The sequence below is a fragment of the Aureimonas sp. SA4125 genome (genome assembly GCF_019973775.1).
Classification (GTDB): Bacteria; Pseudomonadota; Alphaproteobacteria; order Rhizobiales; family Rhizobiaceae; genus Plantimonas.
On the sequence record NZ_AP025032.1, the window covers coordinates 1,349,479 to 1,370,789 of the forward strand.

A 21,311-nucleotide genomic window follows, 5' to 3' on the forward strand; every position below is an offset into this window, starting at 1 on the left:
CCAGTTTGAAACCTCCATGGAGGGAGGCTCGTATGCAGCCATTTGATAGAGACACCCAAATCGAACTTATGAAGAACTCCGAAAAGCGCACTGCGGATTTCGTTCAAGAGATGCTTCAGGTTCGTGAAATTCAAGATGCGGCTAAACGCTGCGCTTTTGACGAGAAGGCAACGAGTTATTTTTCGCGGACCGTGAAGGTCGCTCGCTGCTCCTGACTTCGCGGCCAATGGGCTAGAGATCTCGATAGCCGTAGAATTCGACAATCATAGAAGATGATGCAAGGGCAGCCTCACGGGCCGCCCTTTTTCGTTGGCGGAAGAGAGGGAGGCCGGGATGGCGGCGCAGCGGGGCAAGGATCTCCTGTTGAAGGTGGATCCGGCGGGCGGCACGAATTTCCAGACGGTGGCGGGGCTGCGCACGCGGCGGATCGCCTTCAACGCCGAGACGGTCGACGTCACCGATGCCGAGAGCGCCGGGCGCTGGCGCGAGTTGCTCGGCGGCGCCGGCGTGCAGCGCGCGGCGCTGTCGGGCGGCGGCATCTTCAAGGACGCGGAATCGGATGCGGCGATCCGGCAGCTGTTCTTTGCGGGGACGGTGGCGCCGTTCCAGGCGATCATCCCGGATTTCGGCTCGGTCACCGGCCCCTTCCAGGTGACCGCGCTCGAATATGACGGCGAGCACAATGGCGAGGTCAGCTTCGAGATGACGCTGGAATCGGCCGGCGCGCTCGCCTTCGCTGCCCTGTGAGCGGCGGGACGATGTCCCGCGGCGAGGCGGGGCCTTTGATGCGCCGGCCGGTCAACCGGCGGCGCGGCGAGGTGGCGGCGGTGATCGACGGCCAGTCGGCGGTGCTGTGCCTGACGCTCGGCGCGCTGGCGGAACTCGAGGATGCGTTCGCCGCCGACGACGTCGCGTCTCTCGTTGCGCGCTTCGGCGCCGGTCGGCTCGCCTCCCGCGACCTCATCCGCATCCTCGGCGCCGGCCTTCGCGGCGGCGGGATGGACGTCGACGACGCGGCAGTCGCGCAGATGCGCATCGACGGCGGCACGGCGGGCGCAGCGCGCCTCGTCGCCGAACTCCTGGCCGCGGCGTTCGGCGGTGAGGATGAGGGGCGGACGCCGGTGCAGACGGGCGACGGCAAGCCGGAGACGCTTCCGGCAAACCCCTGATCGCCGTGCCGGCAAAGGCGCCGGGCGCCGGCACGGCCTTTCCCTGGGACGCCGCGATGTCGGCCGGCCTTGGCATCCTCCGGCTCAGACCGCGCGATTTCTGGCAGATGACGCCGCGCGAACTGGCGCATGCCCTGGCACCGCTCACGCCGGCCCCGTCGCCGCCGATCTCCCGTCCGGGACTCGCCGACTTGATGCGGCGCTTTCCCGATGGGTGATCGGTCCTCGGGGCCAGGTCCCGAGGATGGCGAAGCTGAAAGGCTGCGCCTTCCCTGATGCGCCGACCTTTTCCCTTCAAGCATGAGGTGATCCATGGCGGACGAGACGCTGCTGGTGGCGGTCGAGGCCGATATGTCGGGTTTCGACAAGGCCATGGGCGATCTGACGGCGAAGGCGAACGGCTTTGGTGCCGCCTTCGGCGCAGCGTTGAAGGGGGCGGTGTCGGGGAGCCGGACGTTGGACGGTGTCCTCCGGCAGCTCGGGCAGCGGATCGCGTCGCTGGCGCTGAACGCGGCGCTGAAGCCGCTGGAGAGCGCTGTCGGCGGGGTGCTGCAGCAGGTCGTCGGCGGCCTCGGCGGTATTTTTGGCGGCGGCGCTGCACCAAGCGTGACGCCCTTCGCCAAGGGCGGCGTCGTCGCGGCGCCGAGCTATTTTCCGACCGGCGGCGGGATCGGGCTGATGGGCGAGGCGGGGGCCGAGGCGATAATGCCGCTGAAGCGCGGTGCCGACGGTTCGCTCGGCGTCGCGCTGGGCGAAGGCGGGCGCGCCGCACCGACCATCGTCTTCAACGTCACCGCGACGGACGCGGCGAGTTTTCGCCGCTCCGAGGCGCAGATCCAGGCGATGCTGGCGCGTGCCGCGCAGCGCGGCCGGCGAGGGCTGTGAGATGGCGATCGCCTCCTTCAGCGAAGAGCGCTTTCCCCTGCGCGTCGCCTTCGGCACCTCTGGCGGGCCGGAGCGCCGGACCGAAATCGTCCGCCTGTCCACCGGCTTCGAGAGCCGCAACCAGCGCCACGCCCATGCCTTTCGTCGCTACGATGCGGGCTCGGGCGTCAAGAGCCGCGAGGATCTTTTCGCCGTGCTCGATTTCTTCGAGGCACGGCGCGGCAAGCTCGTCGGCTTCCGCTTTCGCGATCCGCTCGACCATTCCTCGGCGCCGCCCGGACAGCTGGCCACCGCCTTCGACCAGGAGATCGGCGCGGGCGACGGTGCGGCGCAGGTTTTTTCGCTGTCGAAGCGCTACGGCCTCGGCGCCGATGCCTATGTCAGGCCGATCGCCAAACCTGTGGCCGGAACGGTCGTCGTCGCTGTCGACGGGACGGCACTCGGCGGCGGTTTCTCCGTCGATGCGGCGACGGGCCTCGTGACGCTGGCGGCGCCGCCTGCGGCGGGGCAGGCGGTCACCGCGGGCTTCCAGTTCGACGTGCCGGTGCGGTTCGACCTCGACCAGCTGGTGGTCAACCTTGCCGCCTTCGAGGCCGGCGACATCCCCGCCATTCCCCTCGTGGAAATCCGGCCCCTCGTCGAGATCCGGCCCCTCGCGGAGATCCAGCCATGAGGACGGTACCCGATGCGCTCGGCGACCATCTCGCCGGCCAGGCGACGACGCTCGCCACCGGTTGGCGGCTGACGCGCCGCGACGGGACCGTTCTCGGCTTCACCGATCACGACGAGGTGCTCGTCTTCGCCGGCACGATTTTCGAGGCCGCGGCGGGACTGACGGCCGGCGAGGCGGAGGCATCGCTCGGCCTTGCCGCCGGCACCCAGGAGGTCGAGGGCGCGCTGTCCTCGCTCGCCATCGAGGCGGCCGACATCGCGGCCGGGCGCTATGACGGGGCGCGCGTCGAGATCTTCGTGGTAAACTGGCAGGAGCCCGATCAGCACTTTCTCCTCGACGTCGCCGAACTCGGCGAGGTCACGCGCGGCGGTCCGGCCTTCACGGCGGAACTGCGCGGCATCGCCAGCCGCCTCGACCGTCGCCGCGGCCGCATCTACCGCCGCCGCTGCGACGCCGTGCTGGGCGACGCGCGCTGCGGCGTCGACACATCGGCGCTCCATGCGGACGCGGCGCTGGTCGAGTTCATAGGCGGCAGGCTGATCGTCACCGGCGTCGGCAGCATCGACCTGTCCCTGTACGCGCAGGGCCATGTCGTCTGGCAGAGCGGCGAGATGGCTGGCCTGAGGGCCGAGATCGCCGGTCTGCGGCGGGATGGCGACGGGCGGGTACGGATCGGGCTGCTCGGCGCGGACCGGGAGGGGGCCGTTGCGGGCGATCTCCTGAGGCTGCATGCCGGCTGCGACAAGAGCTTTGCCACCTGCCGCGCACGGTTCGACAACGGGCCGAACTTTCGCGGCTTTCCGCATTTGCCGGGCAACGACGCGGCGCTGGGGTTTGCGAGGAAGGACGCGCTGAACGACGGCGCGCCGGTGGTGCCGTGAGCGTGGCGGCCGGGCCGGACGCGGCAATGGCGCTTGTGGACGCCGCGGTTCCTGCCGGTCTGCCGGACACGCGGGGCGGGGCGGGGATCCCTGTCCCGAAGATGCGCGAAAAAGCCCTGGCGGCGGCGCAGGGCTTCATCGGCACGCCCTACCGTCACCAGGGCTCGCGCCGGGGCGTCGGTTGCGACTGCCTCGGCCTCGTGCGCGGTGTCTGGCGCGCGCTCTATGGAGACGAGCCGGAGGCGCCGGGGCCCTATACGCCCGATTGGGCCGAGCGGGGCGGGGGCGAACCGCTGCTCGACGCGGCCCGCCGGCACATGCCGGAGATCGCGGTGGCCGACGCCCTGCCGGGCGACCTCCTCTTGTTTCGCTGGCACAGCCAGGCGGCGGCGAAGCACTGCGGCATTCTCGATGAAGGCGGCCGGCTCGCTGAGGGCGGCCGGGTGATCCATGCCTATGAGGGCCATGCCGTCCTCTCCTCGCCGCTCGGCGCCGCCTGGATCAGGCGCATCGCGGCGGCGTTCCGCTTTCCGGAGTAGATCATGGCGACGATCCTTCTGCAGGCGGCGGGCGGTCTCGTCGGCGGGCTGATCGGCGGCCCGTTCGGCGCCATCGCCGGGCGGGCGCTGGGGGCCCTCGGCGGCTATGCCTTGGACAGCGCGCTGTTTGGCCAGACGCGGCGCAGCGAAGGCGCGCGGCTGGGCGCTTCCCGCATCCTCGAAGCCGACGAGGGCGCCGGCGTCGCCCGGCTCTACGGCCAGGTGATCTGGACGACGCGCTTCGAGGAGACGCGCGAGACGAGCCGCCAGGGCGGCAAGGGCGGCGCGCCGAAGTCCGAGACGACGACCTATTCCTATGCCGGCAATGTTGCGATCGGCCTCTGCGAGGGGCCGATCGCCGGTATCCGCCGGGTCTGGGCCGATGGCGAGGAACTCGACCTCACCGGCATCACCTATCGCCTCCACCGCGGCGATGAGACGCAGATGCCCGATCCGCTGATCGAGGCGAAACAGGGTGCCGGCAATGCCCCGGCCTATCGCGGCCTCGCCTATATCGTCTTCGAGCGCCTGCCGCTCGAGGCCTACGGCAACCGCATCCCGCAGATCGCCTGCGAGGTGATCCGGCCGGTCGGCGCGCTGGAGGAAGAGATCCGCGCGGTGACGCTCATTCCGGGCGCCAGCGAGCACGGGCTGGATCCCGTGCCGATGCGCGAGACGGTCCGCGGCGGCGAGGACATCCTGCGCAACCGCAACATGCTGTTTGCGGCAAGCGACATCGAGGCTTCCCTCGACGAATTGCAGGCGTTGTGCCCGCGGCTGGAGCGGGTGGCGCTGGTCGTTTCCTGGTTCGGCGACGACCTGCGCGCCGGCCATTGCACCGTCCGGCCGAAGGTCGAGGTTTCCACCCGCGACGAAAGCCGGCCCTGGCGCGTCGGCGAGACCGAACGCGGCGACGCGCTTCTGGTCAGCCGGAGCGGCGGCGGGCCGGCCTATGGCGGCACGCCGGGCGACCAGGGCGTCGTCGCCGCCATCGCTGCGCTGCGCGGGCGCGGGCTTGCGGTCAGCTACTATCCATTCCTGATGATGGATGTGCCGGCAGGCAACGGGCTGCCCGATCCCTATGGCGGGACCGAGCAGGCCGCCTATCCCTGGCGCGGGCGGATCACCCTCGACGTCGCACCGGGCATTTCCGGCTCGGACGATGGGACTCCCGCCGCGGCCGCCGACGTCGCCGCCTTTGTCGGCACGGCGACGGCGGCGCAGTTTTCGCTCGAGGGCGGACGTGTGCGCTATCACGGCCCGGCGAAGTGGTCCTACCGCCGCATGGTCCTGCACCAGGCGCATCTGGCAAAGCTGGCCGGCGGCGTCGACGCCTTCATCATCGGCTCCGAGCTGCGCGGGCTGACGCGCCTGCGCGACGGCGCGGATGGGTTTCCCTTCGTCGCGGCGCTGATGGCGCTCGCCGCCGAGGTCAAGCTCGTCCTGCCCGACGCGAGACTCACCTATGCCGCCGACTGGAGCGAGTACTTCGGCTATCAGCCGGCGGATGGTTCGGGCGACGTCTACTTCAACCTCGATCCGCTCTGGGCCCACCCCGCCATCGCGATGATCGGCATCGACAACTACTTGCCGCTCGCCGACTGGCGCGACGGCGACGCGGACGGTGCGGGTCCCGACGCTTCCGCCTCGCCCTATGATGCGTCGGCGCTCGGGCGCGGCATCGCCGGCGGGGAGTATGGCGACTGGTACTATCGCTCCGACGCCGAGCGCGCGGCGCGCCTGCGCACCGCCATCACCGACGGCCTCGGCAAGCCGTGGGTCTTCAGGCCAAAGGATCTTGTCGGTTGGTGGTCGAACAGCCATGTCGAGCGGCGCGGCGGGGTCGAGGTCGGTGGCCCCACCGCCTTCGTGCCAGGCGGCAAGCCGATCTGGTTCACCGAGCTCGGCTGTCCCGCGATCGACAAGGGCGCCAACCAGCCGAACGTCTTTCTCGACCCGAAATCCTCGGAAAGCCTTCTGCCGCATTTCTCGACCGGGGCGCGCGACGACCTGATCCAACGGCGCTTTCTGGAGGCGCATCTTCGCCACTGGGATCCTGACTCCGCGGGCTTCGAGGAGGCGGCCAATCCGGTCTCGCCGGTCTATGGCGGGCGGATGGTCGATCCCGCCGCGATCCATCTCTGGACCTTCGATGCCCGGCCGTATCCGGCCTTTCCCGGCCGCACCGACGTCTGGAGCGACGGCGACAACTGGCGGCGCGGCCACTGGCTGACCGGCCGGCTCGGCCGTGCGCCCGTCGACGCGCTGATCCGCCGGCTCCTCGCCGACCACGGCTTCACCGACGTCGACGTGACGGGCGTCGATGCGCTCGTCGGCGGCTATGTCGTCGGCGGTCCCGCCTCGGCGCGCGATGCGCTCGAGGATCTCCTGCGCCTCTGCGGCATCGTCGCCATGGCAGCGGGCGGCAGTCTCGTCTTCCGCTCGCTGTCGGCGCTGCCGGCGGCAAGGCCGATCGAGGTCCTCGCCGAGGAGGAGGAGGGTCCGCTGGTTACGGTCCGGCGGATGGAGGCGAGCGAGATCCCGCAGGAAATCGTCGTCGGCTACAGCGACCCGTCGCGCGCCTACCAGTCCGCCGCCGCCGAAGCGCTGTCGGCGCTCGCCGAGGATCCGCGGCAGGAGACGGTGGAACTGCCGGTGATCCTGGAGGAGAGCGAAGCGCGAGGATTTGCCGCAGCGCTCCTGTCGGACCGGATCGGGGCCTGCGAGACGGCGCGGTTCTCGCTGTCGCCGGCGGACATCGCAGTCGATGTCGGCGACGTCGTCACTTTGCCCGCGACAGCCGGGCGCTGGCTGATCTCGCGGATCGAGACCGGCCTGACGCGCCGCGTCGAGGCGCGAAAGCTGCCGGCGCGACGGGCCGGTCGCGGCGACGAGACGGAACTGCCGTCACCCCTGCCGAAGGTGCCCGTCACGGCATCGCGGCCGCTGGTGCATTTCCTCGACCTGCCGGTGCCTCCTTCCGGACGGATCGAGGACGCGGCGCGGATCGCGATCCACGCCCGTCCCTTCGTGCCGATCGCGGTGCAGATCGCTGCGGTCGGCGGCGAGCCGGAAACGCGGCTGGTGCAGAGCGCCCCGGCAACGGTCGGCGCGCTCGTCTCCGCCCTGACGCCGGGCCCGGAAGCGCTGCTCGACCGGCGCACGGTGCTGGAGGTCGAACTCTGGCGCGGGGCGCTCGCCTCGGTCACGCCGGAGCGGCTCCTGTCCGGTGCCAACCTCGCCGCGGTGCGCTCGGCGACCGGCGAATGGGAGGTTCTGCAGTTCCAGGACGCCGAGGAGATCGCCCCGATGCGCTTTCGCCTCTCCACGTTTTTGAGGGCGCAGGGCGGCACGGAGGACGCGATGCAAGCGGGTGCGGCGCCGGGCGCGCCCTTCGTCCTGCTCGATGCCGCCTGCTCCAGCCTCGATCTTGCCGGCGGCGAGATCGGCCGGGCGCTCGATTTTCGGCTGGCGCCGGTCGGCCGGCCGCTCGACGATCCCGCGGTGCTGCGGGTGACGCACGTGCTCGGTGCACGCGGCGTCCGGCCGCTCTCGCCGGTGCATCTTCGCGGCCGCTTCCAAGCCGACGGCGGTCTCGACCTCGGCTGGATCCGCCGCACGCGAATCGCCGGAGATTCCTGGGATGGTCTCGATGTGCCGCTCGGCGAGGAGATCGAGCGCTACCGCCTGACCATCGCCGACGATGCGGGCGCCGCGCTGGCGATGGAGACGGCGGTGCCGGCGGCGATGGTCTCTGCGGCCGCGCAGGTCGCCACCTTCGGCGCGCTGCCACCGCGGCTGACGGTGGAGGTCGCACAGCTCAGCCTCGGCTTCGGTGCCGGGACGGGGAGGCAGGCCGTGTTCGTGCGGCCGGCGTGAGGGGAACGGGAGAGAGGAGCTGGAATGACGGAAGCGAAGACCTGGTACACGTCGAAGACGATCTGGGGCGGGCTGGTGGCGCTCGGCGCGGCGCTGGCGGGACTCTTCGGCATCGATGTCGACGTGGCGCAAGGCAACGCGCTGGCGCTCGCACTGACGGATGCGGCGGCGGCGGCCGGCGCGGTGCTGGCGATCCTCGGCAGGCTTGACGCCCGCAAGACGATCGCGTGACATGACGTATGCCGGGCGCGGAAATTCCGCGCCCGGCATTCATTCGTCATTCAGCGGCTCTGCGCTACAAGGATGCTGCCCCATTCTCGGACACGCCATGACGGATCACCGCATTTCCACATTTACCGGCCTCGCTCTGGCTTTCGCCGTGCTCTGCCTCGCGCCGGCTGCGGAGGCGCGCGAGCCGGCGGCGGTGGCCCCGATGGCGCTCAGCCAGATGGTGCGCCCGGCAGGGGTTCCGGCGGTTCCCGCGTCACCGGCCCAGGCCCTCGAAGAGTCCTTCGATGTGGCACAGGCCGATTGCGCGAGCGCCGCGGCGCAGGCGGCGGCCGACAGCGGCGGCCAGGTTCTGTCGGTGTCGGCCCGCGAACAGAACGGGCGCACGGTCTGTGTCGTCACCGTGCTCGTTCCGGGCGAGGACGGCGGACGACCGCGCAAGAAGACCATCACCATTCCGCAATAGCGTCTGCCATGCCATAGGGAAGACAGGCCGTCCGGACGCTTTGGGGACGGGACCCGCCAGCGACGGACGACCATCATGCGCCTTCTCCTCGTCGAGGACGATCCGAACCTCAACCGCCAGCTCCACGAGGCGCTGGTCGGCGCCGGCTATGTCGTCGACCGCGCCTTCGATGGCGACGAGGGGCACTTCCTCGGCGATACCGAGCCCTACGACGCCATCGTCCTCGACATCGGCCTGCCCAACCTCGACGGCATCAGCGTGCTGGAGCGCTGGCGCCGCGACGGCCGCAGCATGCCGGTGCTGATCCTCACCGCGCGCGATCGCTGGAGCGACAAGGTGGCGGGGATCGACGCGGGCGCCGACGACTACGTCACGAAGCCCTTCCACATCGAGGAAGTCCTGGCCCGCGTCAGGGCGCTGATCCGGCGCGCGGCGGGCCACGCCTCGTCCGACATCAATTGCGGGCCGCTGCGGCTCGACACTAAGGCCTCGAAGGCGACGGTCAACGGCACGGCGCTGAAGCTCACCTCGCACGAATACCGGCTTCTGGCCTATCTCATGCACCACAAGGACGAGATCGTCTCGCGCACCGAGCTGATCGAGCACCTCTACGACCAGGATTTCGACCGCGACTCCAACACGATCGAAGTCTTCGTCGGGCGTCTCAGGCGCAAGATCGGCGTCGACCTCATCGAGACCGTGCGGGGGCTCGGCTACAGGATCCGCGATGAGACTGCGGGGGCCTGATTCCCTCGCCTTCCGCGTCATCGCGCTGTCCAGCCTCTGGGCCATCGCGGCGTTCACGGTCATCGGCGGGCTGATCTCCACCCTCTACGACCAGACGGCCTCGCGCGGCTTCGAGGACCTGCTCGTCGCCCATCTCTACAACCTCGTCAACACGGTCAGCGTCACGCCGGAAGGGATCCTGACCGGCACGCCCGACCTTGGCGACCTGCGCTATTCCCGTCCGCTGTCTGGCTGGTACTGGGAGGTTCTGCCGGCCGCGCCCAACACCAAGGGCCGTCTCTCCTCGGCCTCGCTCGGCAGCGCCGAAATCGTCTCCCCGAACGCCAAGGTCGCGCCCTTCGACCTCTATTATCGCCGCAACTACGAGTCCCCCGGTCTCGACGGCGAGGAGCTGAAGGTGGTCGAGACCGAGATCGTGCTCGACCAGGAAAACCGCGTCGCGCGCTTCCGCGTGATGGGCAATGCGAGCCTCCTCAACGCCGACATCGCCCAGTTCGACTGGCGGCTCGGCCTCTATCTCGGCTGCTTCGGACTCGGCTCCATCCTCATCAACGCCGTCGCCATCCTCTACGGTCTCAGGCCGCTCGTCGCCGTTCGACGCGCGCTGGGCGAGGTGAGGGCGGGTCACGAGGAGCGGTTGCGCGGCGATTTCCCGGCCGAGATCCGGCCGTTGACGCAGGAAATGAACGGCCTCATCGACAACAACCGCCGCATCGTCGAGCGCGCCCGCACCCAGGTCGGCAATCTCGCCCATTCGCTGAAGACGCCGATCGCCGTCCTCACCAACGAGGCGACGGCGATCGGCGGCGAGAAGGGGCGCCTCGTGGCCGAGCAGACCGAGAGCATGCGCTTCCAGGTGCAGCACTATCTCGACCGGGCGCGCGTGGCGGCGCAGAGCGAGGGCGTCGTCTTTCGCGCCGCCGTCGGACCGGCGCTGGAGCGCCTGGCGCGGGTGATGGCGAAGCTCAATCCGGCGCTCCGATTTGACGGGCCGACCCTTTCCGGCATGCCGCTGGTCTTTGCCGGCGAGAGCCAGGACTACGAGGAAATGGTCGGCAACCTGCTCGAGAACGCCGCCAAATGGAGCAGGAGCACCATCCGCCTGTCGGCGGTGGCGGAAGGCGGCAGCTTTCGCACGATCATCGAGGACGATGGACCGGGGCTCGGCGAGGCCGAGATCGTCGAGGCGCTGAAGCGGGGCAGGCGGCTCGACGAGAACAAGCCGGGCAGCGGCCTCGGCCTCTCCATTGTCGCGGAGACGGTGCGCGAGTACCGTGGGACGCTGACCCTGTCGCGGTCCGATCTCGGCGGCCTGAAGGCCGAAATCGTCCTGCCGCTGGTCGTTGGCCCCGAGACTTCGTAGAGGTGATGGCAGACTGGAACCTCCGCGGCGCCGCGGGGTTGCCGCACCGACGACGGCCGCAAGATCTGGATCCCGACATGCCCGCGACTTTTCGAACCCTGCCCCTCCTTGCCCTCGTCAGCCTTCTCGGCGCCTGCGCCGGCCCGGCGGCGAACACGCCGACGTCGACCGGCGTTCTGGCGCTCGGCGGTGGGCTGGTCGGCCAGGTGAAGGAAGTCAGCCTTTCGGGAGAGGCGCGGGCGAAGGCGCTCGAGGCGGAATTCCAGGCGCTGCAGTTCGCGCCGGCGGGACAAGAAGTCGCATGGAGCGCCGGCCGCTATCAGGGCTCGGTGGTGCCGACGCAGCTCTACCGCATCGGCTCGCAGGACTGCCGCGGCTATTCGCAGACCGTGATCGCCAGGGGCAAGACGATGAAGCAGGTCGGCACCGCCTGCCGCGGCGAGGACGGCCTGTGGAAGACTGTCGCCTGATCCGGCGCTGATCTGCGGCATCTCCACACGGGGATGCTTGCGTTGAAAAGTGGCGGTGGCGCGCGGGGCTTGCTATGTCCGGGCTCGGCACCGCTTCGAGGGCGCCGGCATCCGGCGTGCTGTCCGGGACGAGAGGCGAGGAGAGGGCGGTCGCGCCGCCTTTGAGGATGGACGTAGGCTTGTTCTGGATCATCGCGGTCTTCCTGACCGCTGTCGTGACGCTGATCGTGCTCTGGCCCCTGTTGCGCCGGCGGCCCGAATCCGAGCCGATCAGGGCGCAGTACGACGTCGAGGTCTACGGCGCGCAGCTGGACGAGCTGAAGGCCGATCTTGCCCGCGGCACGATCGCCGAGGACGATGCCGTCGTCGCCCGCGCCGAGATCGGCCGGCGGCTGCTGAAGGCGGCGGACGAGGCGGAGACGGATCGCGCCGCCCTCCGCAAGCCGCGCCGGCTGGCGGTCGCGATCGGCACCGTCGCGCTGGCGGTGCCGGTCGGCGCGATCGCCTTCTACGCCCTGACCGGCTCCCCCGCCGCGCCCGACATGCCGCTCGCCGCCCGTCTTTCCGTCGATCCGTCCCGGGCCGACCTGCCGACCCTCGTGGCGCAGGCCGAGGCGCGGCTGAAGGCCAATCCGAACGACGGCGCCGGCTGGGACCTCCTCGGCCCGATCTACCTGCGCACCGGCCGGGCCGACGAGGCCGTGACGGCGCTCGGCAACGCCATCCGGATCCTCGGTGCAACGCCCGAGCGCGAGACCGGCTATGGCGAGGCGCAGACGCAGGCGGCGCAAGGCGAGGTGACCGACGGGGCACGCGCGGCCTTCGAGCGGGCGCTGGCACTGAATCCCGACTATCTGCCGGCACGTTTCTTCATCGCTCTCGATCTGTCGCAGGAGGGCCGTTTTGCCAAGGCGGCCCCGGCCTGGCAGGGCCTCATCGCCGCAAGCCCCGAGGGTGCGCCCTGGCTTCCCCTGGCCCAGTCGGCGCTGGCCGACGCGCAGCAGAAGATGGCGGCGGCCCCGGACGCCCCGGGCGCTCCGGCCGACACCGCTGCAGCCGTGCCGCCGGCCGCGGTCGCCGGTTCCCCACCCGCACAAGCTCAAACACAGGCATCAGCCCCAGCCTTGCCCGGCCCGAACGGGGCCGACGTCGCGGCCGCGTCCGAAATGTCCGGCGACGACCGCAGGGCGATGATCGAGGGCATGGTCGGCCAGCTCGCCGCCCGCCTGAAAACCGCCCCGAACGACGTCGAGGGTTGGAAACGCCTGCTGCGATCCTATAGCGTCCTCGGCGAGACCGGGAAGGCGCAGGGCGCACTGGCAGATGCCCGCGCCGTCTTTGCCAGCGGTACGGCCGAGCGGAGCGCGCTCGACGGCTTTGCTGCGGAACTCGGCCTTTCCGCGACGGGAACGACGCCATGACACGAAAGCAGAAGCGACTCTCCTCGATCGGCGCCATCCTCGTGGTCCTTGCCGCGGCGGTCGGACTGGTCTTGAGCGCCATGTCCGACAGCGTCGCCTTCTTCGCCTCGCCGACCGACGTGATGTCGCAGGTGCCCGGCAATGCCCAGCGCATCCGGCTCGGCGGTCTCGTCGAGACCGGCTCGATCGACCGCGAGGCGGGCGAGGTCATCCGCTTCCGCGTCACCGATTCCGTCGAGAGCGTGGCCGTCGTCTACAAGGGCCTTCTGCCTGACCTCTTCCGGGAGGGGCAGGGCGTGGTCACCGAGGGTACGCTCGGGCCGGACCGTATCTTCGTCGCCGACACCGTGCTTGCCAAGCACGACGAGAGCTACATGCCGAAGGAGGTCGTCGACGACATGAAGGCGCGCGGCCTCTGGCAGGAGGGCAAGGGCATGCCGACCGCGAGCGGCGCGACACCGCCGGCATCGCCGGTGGCGCCGGCGGCAGGGGGAGCGGGCACATGATCGTCGAAATCGGGCATTTCGCGCTCGTCCTCGCGCTCGTCACGGCTGTCATGCAGACGGCCCTGCCGCTCGTCGGCGCCCGCATCGGCGATATCAGGCTGATGGAAACCGGCGAGGTCACCGCCGTCACCTGTTTCGCCCTCGTCGCGCTCGCCTTCGCGGCGCTGACGGTCGCCTATGTCACGTCCGATTTCTCGGTCCTCAACGTCGTCGAGAACTCGCATTCGGCCAAGCCGATGCTCTACAAGATCACCGGCGTCTGGGGCAATCACGAGGGCTCGATGCTCCTCTGGGTGCTCATCCTCAGCTTCTTCAGCGCGCTCGTGGCGCTTTTCGGCCGCGACATCCCGGCCTCGCTGAAGGCGAATGTCCTTTCGGTGCAGGCGCTCATCACGGTCGCCTTCCTCCTCTTCATCCTCCTGACGTCGAACCCGTTCCAGCGTCTCATCCCGGCGCCGTTCGAGGGACAGGATCTCAACCCGATCCTCCAGGATATCGGGCTCGCGGTGCATCCGCCGCTGCTCTATCTCGGCTATGTCGGCTTTTCCGTCGCCTTCTCCTTCGCCGTCGCCGCCCTGATCGACGGGCGCATCGATGCCGCGTGGGCGCGCTGGGTGCGGCCGTGGACGCTGGTCGCCTGGGTCTTCCTGACGCTCGGCATCGCGATGGGTTCCTACTGGGCCTATTACGAGCTCGGCTGGGGTGGCTGGTGGTTCTGGGATCCGGTCGAGAACGCCTCCTTCATGCCCTGGCTTTCCGGGACGGCGCTCCTGCACTCGGCGCTGGTCATGGAAAAGCGCGCGGCGCTGAAGATCTGGACCGTGCTTCTGGCCATCCTCACCTTCTCGCTGTCGCTGCTCGGCACCTTCCTCGTGCGCTCGGGCGTCCTCACCTCGGTGCACGCGTTTGCGACCGATCCTTCGCGCGGCGTCTTCATCCTCGCCATCCTGATGCTGTTCATCGGCGGATCGCTCGCGCTCTTCGCCTTCCGGGCGCAGACGCTGGAATCTGGCGGGCTGTTCGCGCCGATCTCGCGCGAGGGGGCACTCGTCTTCAACAACCTGTTCCTGACGACGGCCTGCGCGACGGTTCTCATCGGAACGCTCTACCCGCTGGTCCTCGAAGTGCTGACGGGCGCCAAGATTTCCGTCGGGGCGCCGTTCTTCGACCTGACTTTCGGCCCGTTGATGCTGCCGCTGCTTCTCGCCGTGCCCTTCGGTCCTTTGCTCGCCTGGAAGCGGGGCGATCTTCTGGCGGCGGCGCAGCGGCTGTATTTCGCCGTCGGCACGGCGCTCGCGGCGATCATCCTGACGCTCGCCTTCACGCAAGGCATGCGCATCCTCGCCGCGCTCGGCTTCGGCCTCGCCGTCTGGCTTCTGGCCGGTGCCGCGACCGATCTCGCTCTGCGCACCGGCTATCCCCGCGTCCCGGCCCGCATCGCGCTCCGCCGCTTCGTTGGTCTGCCGCGATCGGCCTTCGGCACGGCGCTCGCCCATGCCGGGCTCGGCCTGACGGTGCTCGGCGTCATCGCCACCTCCGCCTTCCAGACCGAGCTCGTGACGACGATGAAGCCCGGCGACATGCGCGAGGCCGGCGGCTACCAGATCCGCTTCGACGGACTCGCGCCGCGCGAGGGACCGAACTATCGCGAGGAGGTCGGCGGCTTCACTCTGAGCCGCGGCGGCGTCGCGCAGGCGACGATGGAAAGCGCCAAGCGCTTCTATCCCGCGCGGCAGATGCCGACGACCGAGGCCGGCATCCACACGCACTGGCTGAGCCAGACCTATATCGCCCTGGGCGAGACGACGGCGGGCTCCACCGTGGTGCGGATCTGGTACAAGCCGCTGATCACGCTGATCTGGATCGGCGCGGTCGTCATGGCCGTCGGCGGCACGGTGTCGCTCGCCGACCGGCGCTTGCGGGTCGGGGCCCCGGCACGCTCGCGCAAGCGGGCGCGGCAGGCCGGAGCCATACCCGCGTGAGCCGGTTCCTCGAAGTCTCGGTCGTGGCCTTCGGCCTCCTGGTCGGGCCGGTCATGCTGGTCGCGCCGGGCGCCTCGGTGCCGGGGCGTGCCGCACCCTTCGTCGACGTCTTCTCCGGCACGGCCGAGGCGGTGCAGCCCGACGAGGTCCTCGCCGATCCGGCGCTGGAAAAGCGCGCCCGCGCATTGTCGGCGGGCCTTCGCTGCCTCGTCTGCCAGAACCAGTCGATCGACGACAGCGACGCCTCGCTCGCCAGGGATCTGCGCGTCCTCGTGCGCGAGCGCCTGGTGGCGGGCGACAGCGATGGCGCGGTGATCGACTACGTCGTCGCCCGCTATGGCGAGTTCGTTCTTCTGAACCCGCGCCTGTCGACCGGGACGATCGTGCTCTGGACGGCACCCCTCGCCCTCATCCTCGCCGGCGCCGCCTTCGCCCTCTACGCCGCCCGCCGCCGCAAGCGCGAGCCGGCGAGTGCCGTGCTGACGGCGGAGGAGGAAAGCGCGGTGGAGCGGACGCTGGCGGAGCGGGGGCTGTAGGGCGGCGGAGCGCTGCCGCGCCCCTGCCGCGCTCGCTCGGCAATTCCCCTGAACCCTCATCTTCCCGAACCTCTCAGGCCGCCGTTACGCCTTGGCGCTGCTTGTCGGCCTACGATCCGTGCCCGGAAGTCGTCGATCGCGACAGCGCGCCGCGCGGGAGCGTGACGAGACCCGACTGAAGCGCAGCGACGACGCGATCGCGTCCGTCGGACTTGGCCTGATAGAGCGCCCCGTCGGTCGCCTTCAGCAGCGCTGCGGCATCGTCATAGCCCGCACCCGATGACAGGGAGGCGACGCCGATGCTGATCGAGACCACGCCTCGCTCGCTGCCAGCATGCTGAATGTTGAGGTCGCGGACAGCCTGGCAAAGGCTCTCTCCCAGCCGCGTGGCACCCTCCGAGCCGGTATTGGGAAGAACCGCCGCGAACTCCTCGCCACCGTAGCGGGCAGGCATGTCGCCGGGCCGCCGAAGCATGATCCGCAGAACGGCGCTGATCTGCCGGAGGCATTCGTCGCCCTCTGGGTGGCCATAGGTGTCGTTGAATTTCTTGAAATGATCGACATCGATGAGCAGCAGGCTGAAATCGGACTTGTCGCGAAGACTTCGGCCAAACTCGGACGCCAGTTTTTCATCGAAGACGCGGCGGTTGGCCAGTCCGGTCAGACCGTCCGTCGACGCCAGGGCGGCCAGCCGCTGATTGGCCTGCTCCAGCTTGCTCTCCGCCAGCTTGCGCCGGGAGATGTCGCGAATGACGAGAACGATGCCATTGCCCGCTTCGAGCGGTGTGCCGCCGACCTCTACCCAGAGATAATGGCCGTTGGCATGCTTGATGCGATACTGGATGCCCGAGACGGACTGCCCCGCATCGAGCTTTCGCATCATTGCGTCGACGATGACGATGTCGTCGGGATGGGCGATCGCCCGCGGGTGCTTGCCTTCCAGCGCCTCCGGTTCAAGGCCGAGGAGGGTGCGGCTGGCGGGTGAGACGAAGACGCGGAGCCCGTCTACGTCAAGGCAAGTGATGAGGTCGGAGGAGTTCTCGGCCAGCAACCGGTAGCGTGCCTCGCTGGCCGCCACGACCTCCTCGGCGCGTTTGCCCGTCGCCAGATCGCCCGCCATCGAATCGAGGGCCTGCCCGAGCGTTCGAAACTCCGGCGCCTGCCACGACTCAATGGTCGTTCTGGCGTCGAAGTCGCCGGCGCCGATGCGGCCGGCGATCTTTGTCAGCCGATGGATCGGCCGAATCTGCGTCCAGTAGCCGAGCCACCAGGCGCCGCACAGGACCAATGCCAGGATCGTCAATGCGATCAGCGCGCTGACGATTCCCCTGGAGCGGACCGGCGCGACGATGTCCTCCGTGGCTACCCCGACGACCAGCATGGCGCCCGCCGTGGCCGCTCCGGCGACGGGCGCAAAGCCGACGACGCTGTCCTGCTTGTCCAACTCCGGGACCTCGGCCTCTCCGCCCTTCGGAGAGGCTTGGATGGCAGCCATCATGGGATGCATCGTGAAGGACGATCCAAAAGCGATCGTGTTCGGCCAGCGGGCAAGAACCCTGCTGGTCCGCGGCTCCACCAGCGTCACGGCCCGCCGCCCATCCTCGGAAAACTGCCGTGCCAGGTTCGTGAATCCCCCGAGGTCCATCCCCACGAAAACCGCCCCCGGAACCTTTCCGTTGACCTTGGGCAGGGCCATCGCGGTGACCACCGTCGGCTTGCGGCTCACTTTGCCGATGTTGAAATTGCCAACCAAGAATTCGGGCGCATCCTTGGCCATGATCCGGCGCACAAGGCTGACATCGCCGAACTGCTGACGTTTTCTGAGCATGTTGTGGCAGACGATCGTGCCGTTGGCGTTCATGACGCCCATCGTATGGAACTGCGGGTTCGCATCGCGCAGGCGCGTGACGAGAGTGTCGCAGAATAGACCGCCCTCGGCTTGGACGCCGGGCACTTGCCTCAGCGCGTCGAGAAGAACCCGTGTCTCGTCGAAGACGACGGAAAAGCGTGCGGCGGCCAGTGCGGCCGACTGCCGGACCTCCTCGCGCGCTCGCTCCATCGTTTCGCGAAAATCGATGACAATACCGACCCCCATGAAGAGGGCGATTGGCAAAAGGGCGGCCGCCATCATCGCCATAAGCCGCATTCGAATACTGACGTTCTTGAGCAGGCGAAGGCGCAACTGTAAGAAATCCTTATGAGCAGGACTTATACTTTACAGGTCAAAGGTAAAGAGAGCCGCATCGGCCAGGAGATTTTCAGGCGTCGGGAGATGCGTCGACCCGGAGGCCGCCTTCTGCATGTCGCACGCTCCAGTTCTCCGGCTGGGGGCACGGCAGAACGGAGGGGCGGCGATTTTGCCGGAGCCGCATTCCGCGTCATCCATGCTGCGCGCCGCAGGAGCGCATTCGCAAGCGCCGGGTCGACGGCGGAGGAGGAAGCGCAGACAGCTGATGTCCGGCCGCGCTTTTGCCGGGCGGAAAGTGTGCTGGCATGGGCGACGTTTGTGGCGAGCGGGCAGCGCGGCCGTGGCTGTCAAAGGCCCCGGTCGGTTTGCCACCCGAATTCTCGACGGGGATCGACTCTCCTCGCATGGAGGGAGGAGGACGCTTTCGAAAATCGTCGCTGAACCACCAACATTACCAAGTCTTCACGACGCTGAAGGGGTCCTGTAACCCGAGACGTCCTATCTCTCCAGGTGAAGCGGGATATGGCGTCGACGATGCCGCCCGCGATATTGTTCACGGCAAGAGCACCGCGGCTGCGGCACTCCTCCCGAGAATAACCAGGGAAAAGGACGAAATCGATGCCAGACGTAAAGCAGTCTCCCAAGCGTAACCGCATGCTCGTCGCAGCGCTCGCGGCCGGCGTCGCCGGCTCGGCCTTTGCCGGCGGCGTCATGACCAGCACGACCTCCAGCCACGCCGAACCGGTTCAGGTCACCTCTCCGGTCCAGAGCTTCGGCTTTGCCGACGTCGTCGAGAGGGTGAGCCCGGCGGTCGTCTCCGTCCGCGTCAAGGAGAAGATGGCCGCCGCAGCGGCCGACCGCGGTGACGACGACCAGGCCAGCCCGTTCGACAATCTGCCCGACGATCACCCGCTGAAGCGCTTCTTCGAGTTCGGCAATCCGGGCGGACCAGGGGCCCAGGGCATGCCCGGCCAGCGGGGCGGGCCCCGCGGCATGCAGCCGCGCCGAGAGAATCGCCAGGCCACCGCACAGGGCTCGGGCTTCTTCATCTCCGATGACGGCTACCTCGTCACCAACAACCATGTCGTCGACGGCGGCGAGAACTTCACCGTGGTGATGGACGACGGCAAGGAATACGACGCCAAGCTGATCGGCACGGACAAGCGGACCGACCTCGCCGTGCTGAAGGTCGACGCCAAGAACCAGAAGTTCACCTATGTCGAGTTCGGCGACGACTCCAAGGCCCGCACCGGCGACTGGGTCGTGGCGGTCGGCAACCCCTTCGGCCTCGGCGGCTCGGTCACCGCCGGCATCATCTCGGCGCGTGGTCGCGACATCGGCGCCGGTCCCTACGACGACTTCCTGCAGATCGACGCGGCGGTGAACCGCGGCAATTCGGGCGGCCCGGCCTTCAATCTCGAAGGCAAGGTCATCGGCGTCAACACGGCGATCTTCTCGCCGTCGGGCGGCAATGTCGGCATCGCCTTCGCCATCCCCGCCTCGACCGCCAAGAACGTCGTCCAGTCGCTGCGCGAGAAGGGCAGCGTCCAGCGCGGCTGGCTCGGCGTGCAGATCGCCTCCGTCACCGACGACATCTCGGAGGCCGTCGGCCTTGCCAACGAGGACGGCGCCATCGTGACGCTCCCGGAAAACTCGACCCCGGCCTCGGAAGCGGGCATCCAGACGGGTGACGTCATCACCGCGGTGAACGGCGAGACGATCAAGGGTCCGAAGGAACTGGCCCGCAAGGTCGCCGAGTTCGCGCCGAATACCTCGATCGACGTTACGATCTGGCGCGACAATGCCGCGCAGACGATCGCGGTGAAGCTCGGCAACATTGCCAGCCTTGACGAAGCGGCTTCGGCCGACGCGATGTCGAGCGGCTCGCCCGTCGACCCGTCCTCGCTGTCCGGCTACGGACTGACGCTGACGCCGTCCGATGACGGCAGCGGCCTCGTCGTCACCGAGGTCGATCCGTCCTCGCCGGCGTCCGAGAAGGGCGTCCAGACCGGCGACATCATCGTCTCGGTCAACGGCAAGGCGGTCAAGTCGCAGGGCGACGTGACGAAGGCACTGTCCGATGCCGACAAGAGCGGCCGCAAGGCGGCGCTGTTCCAGCTGAAGAACGGCGACCAGAACCGGTTCGTGGCCCTCCCCATCGCCAAGGGCTGATGCGTAGGGCCCGGGGGATTCTCCCAGGCTCCGCGCGAGGAGGCGGCGGGCCATCGCGGGCCGCCGCCGCTTGCCGTCGCGGCGGTGGGCGACCTGATCAAAAGGGGGCGAAACGTCATGGCACTATCCGCTGAATCCGCTACATCCAGATCCATGCGCATTCTCATCATCGAAGACGATCGCGAGGCGGCCTCCTATCTGGTGAAAGCCCTGAAGGAGGCGGGACACGTTCCCGACCATGCCGGCGACGGCGCCTCCGGCTTTCACATGGCCGACACGCGCGACTACGACGTGATGGTGGTCGACCGCATGCTGCCCGAGCGCGATGGCCTGTCGCTCATCTCGGGCCTGCGCGAGAAGGGCAACCAGACGCCGGCGCTGATCCTTTCGGCGCTCGGCCAGGTGGATGACCGCGTCACCGGCCTGCGCGCCGGCGGTGACGACTACCTCGCCAAACCCTTCGCCTTTTCCGAGCTCCTCGCCCGCGTCGAGGTCCTTGGCCGGCGTCGCGGCGGACGCGACATCGAGACCTCCTACAGGGTCGGCGATCTCGAGCTCGACCGCCTGTCGCACGAGGTGCGACGCGGCGGCAAGCCGATCGTTCTTCAGCCGCGCGAGTTCCGCCTGCTCGAATACATGATGAAGAATGCCGGCCAGGTGGTGACCCGCACCATGCTTCTGGAAAACGTCTGGGATTACCATTTCGACCCGCAGACGAACGTCATCGACGTCCACGTCTCGCGCCTGCGCGCCAAGATCGAGCGCGAATTCGGCTCGCCGCTGCTGCATACGGTGCGTGGTGCCGGCTACATCATGCGGGCGGAATAGCGCCTTTCACGTGCCGGGGCGCTGGTCGAAGTTGCGCTGGGCGGCCTGAACGTCTGCCACATGATCGCGCGTCCACTGATAGAGCGCGGCCATGGGGTCCTTCAGAGAGTGGCCAAGCGGGGTGATGGAGTATTCCACCGCCACCGGCGAGGATGCGATCACCTGCCGCGAGACCAGGCCGTTGCGCTCGAGCCGCCTCAGCGCCTGCGTGAGCGCCTTCTGCGTCACCCCCTCCAGCCGTCGCCGCAGCATGTTGAACCGCGTCGGCTGGGTGCAGAGCACGGAGAGGATCATGATCGACCATTTGTTGGCGATCTCGTCGATGATCGGGCGCGTGGCGCAGGCTTCGGCGAAGACGGGATCGGCAGAATCGCTCAT

Annotated in this window: 22 protein-coding genes; 20 read left to right on the plus strand and 2 right to left on the minus strand. The window is 69.0% G+C overall.

Annotated features, from left to right (window positions below; all coding sequences use genetic code 11):
* Positions 1 to 32 precede the first annotated feature (32 nt).
* From Sa4125_RS06190 to Sa4125_RS06275, 18 genes are all read left to right on the plus strand, one after another.
* Positions 33 to 215, plus strand: a complete 183-nt coding sequence (locus tag Sa4125_RS06190; protein ID WP_224004874.1) for a hypothetical protein — start codon at positions 33 to 35, stop codon at positions 213 to 215.
* Positions 216 to 333: 118 nt separating this feature from the next.
* The gene (locus tag Sa4125_RS06195; protein WP_224004878.1) at positions 334 to 747 is read left to right on the plus strand and encodes a phage major tail protein, TP901-1 family; all 414 of its coding nucleotides are present in this window, start codon (positions 334 to 336) and stop codon (positions 745 to 747) included.
* An 11-nt stretch (positions 748 to 758) separates the two neighbouring features.
* Entirely contained in the window at positions 759 to 1,169 is a 411-nt protein-coding gene (locus Sa4125_RS06200; protein ID WP_345944317.1) for a gene transfer agent family protein, read from the plus strand.
* A gap of 5 nt (positions 1,170 to 1,174) precedes the next feature.
* The gene (locus Sa4125_RS06205; protein ID WP_224004880.1) at positions 1,175 to 1,387 is read left to right on the plus strand and encodes a rcc01693 family protein; all 213 of its coding nucleotides are present in this window, start codon (positions 1,175 to 1,177) and stop codon (positions 1,385 to 1,387) included.
* 94 nt (positions 1,388 to 1,481) lie between these two features.
* Positions 1,482 to 2,054, plus strand: a complete 573-nt coding sequence (locus tag Sa4125_RS06210) for a phage tail tape measure protein (protein ID WP_224004882.1) — start codon at positions 1,482 to 1,484, stop codon at positions 2,052 to 2,054.
* 1 nt (position 2,055) lies between these two features.
* Positions 2,056 to 2,727 (plus strand): DUF2460 domain-containing protein, encoded by a 672-nt coding sequence (locus Sa4125_RS06215; protein WP_224004884.1) that lies wholly within the window; start codon positions 2,056 to 2,058, stop codon positions 2,725 to 2,727.
* Complete coding sequence (locus Sa4125_RS06220) at positions 2,724 to 3,608, plus strand: DUF2163 domain-containing protein (protein WP_224004886.1); 885 nt, start codon at positions 2,724 to 2,726, stop codon at positions 3,606 to 3,608. The genes Sa4125_RS06215 and Sa4125_RS06220 overlap by 4 nt, the downstream gene beginning before the upstream one ends.
* 101 nt (positions 3,609 to 3,709) lie before the next feature.
* On the plus strand, positions 3,710 to 4,147 hold the full coding sequence (locus tag Sa4125_RS06225) for an NlpC/P60 family protein (protein WP_224007580.1): 438 nt from the start codon (positions 3,710 to 3,712) through the stop codon (positions 4,145 to 4,147).
* A gap of 3 nt (positions 4,148 to 4,150) precedes the next feature.
* Positions 4,151 to 8,026 carry a glycoside hydrolase/phage tail family protein gene (locus tag Sa4125_RS06230; protein ID WP_224004888.1) on the plus strand — a complete coding sequence of 1,292 codons (3,876 nt, stop codon included), beginning with the start codon at positions 4,151 to 4,153 and terminating at the stop codon, positions 8,024 to 8,026.
* 24 nt (positions 8,027 to 8,050) lie between these two features.
* On the plus strand, positions 8,051 to 8,257 hold the full coding sequence (locus Sa4125_RS06235; protein ID WP_224004890.1) for a hypothetical protein: 207 nt from the start codon (positions 8,051 to 8,053) through the stop codon (positions 8,255 to 8,257).
* 97 nt (positions 8,258 to 8,354) lie between these two features.
* Positions 8,355 to 8,720 (plus strand): hypothetical protein, encoded by a 366-nt coding sequence (locus tag Sa4125_RS06240; RefSeq protein WP_224004892.1) that lies wholly within the window; start codon positions 8,355 to 8,357, stop codon positions 8,718 to 8,720.
* Positions 8,721 to 8,795: 75 nt separating this feature from the next.
* A complete protein-coding gene (locus Sa4125_RS06245) occupies positions 8,796 to 9,467 on the plus strand; it encodes a response regulator transcription factor (RefSeq protein ID WP_224004894.1) in 672 nt (223 codons plus the stop codon).
* Positions 9,448 to 10,830, plus strand: coding sequence for an ATP-binding protein (locus Sa4125_RS06250; protein WP_224004897.1), 1,383 nt, complete (start codon positions 9,448 to 9,450; stop codon positions 10,828 to 10,830). The genes Sa4125_RS06245 and Sa4125_RS06250 overlap by 20 nt, the downstream gene beginning before the upstream one ends.
* 77 nt (positions 10,831 to 10,907) lie before the next feature.
* A complete protein-coding gene (locus Sa4125_RS06255) occupies positions 10,908 to 11,300 on the plus strand; it encodes a hypothetical protein (protein WP_224004900.1) in 393 nt (130 codons plus the stop codon).
* 179 nt (positions 11,301 to 11,479) lie between these two features.
* Entirely contained in the window at positions 11,480 to 12,721 is a 1,242-nt protein-coding gene (gene ccmI / locus Sa4125_RS06260) for a c-type cytochrome biogenesis protein CcmI (protein WP_224004903.1), read from the plus strand.
* Positions 12,718 to 13,227, plus strand: coding sequence for a cytochrome c maturation protein CcmE (gene ccmE, locus Sa4125_RS06265; protein WP_224004906.1), 510 nt, complete (start codon positions 12,718 to 12,720; stop codon positions 13,225 to 13,227). Before ccmI ends, ccmE begins: the two co-directional genes overlap by 4 nt.
* Positions 13,224 to 15,209: a heme lyase CcmF/NrfE family subunit gene (locus Sa4125_RS06270; RefSeq protein WP_224004909.1), complete on the plus strand. Its 1,986-nt coding sequence runs from the start codon at positions 13,224 to 13,226 to the stop codon at positions 15,207 to 15,209. Before ccmE ends, Sa4125_RS06270 begins: the two co-directional genes overlap by 4 nt.
* A 53-nt stretch (positions 15,210 to 15,262) precedes the next feature.
* The gene (locus tag Sa4125_RS06275; protein ID WP_224007583.1) at positions 15,263 to 15,745 is read left to right on the plus strand and encodes a cytochrome c-type biogenesis protein; all 483 of its coding nucleotides are present in this window, start codon (positions 15,263 to 15,265) and stop codon (positions 15,743 to 15,745) included.
* A 109-nt stretch (positions 15,746 to 15,854) separates the two neighbouring features.
* Here Sa4125_RS06275 and Sa4125_RS06280 read toward each other — a convergent pair whose 3' ends face one another.
* Complete coding sequence (locus Sa4125_RS06280; protein WP_224004912.1) at positions 15,855 to 17,882, minus strand: diguanylate cyclase; 2,028 nt, start codon at positions 17,880 to 17,882, stop codon at positions 15,855 to 15,857.
* A gap of 669 nt (positions 17,883 to 18,551) precedes the next feature.
* Here Sa4125_RS06280 and Sa4125_RS06285 point away from each other — a divergent pair.
* Positions 18,552 to 20,105 (plus strand): Do family serine endopeptidase, encoded by a 1,554-nt coding sequence (locus Sa4125_RS06285; protein ID WP_224004915.1) that lies wholly within the window; start codon positions 18,552 to 18,554, stop codon positions 20,103 to 20,105.
* Positions 20,106 to 20,258: 153 nt separating this feature from the next.
* Positions 20,259 to 20,933: a response regulator transcription factor gene (locus tag Sa4125_RS06290; RefSeq protein WP_224004918.1), complete on the plus strand. Its 675-nt coding sequence runs from the start codon at positions 20,259 to 20,261 to the stop codon at positions 20,931 to 20,933.
* A 6-nt stretch (positions 20,934 to 20,939) separates the two neighbouring features.
* Here Sa4125_RS06290 and Sa4125_RS06295 read toward each other — a convergent pair whose 3' ends face one another.
* Positions 20,940 to 21,311, minus strand: coding sequence for a helix-turn-helix domain-containing protein (locus tag Sa4125_RS06295; protein ID WP_224004921.1), 372 nt, complete (start codon positions 21,309 to 21,311; stop codon positions 20,940 to 20,942).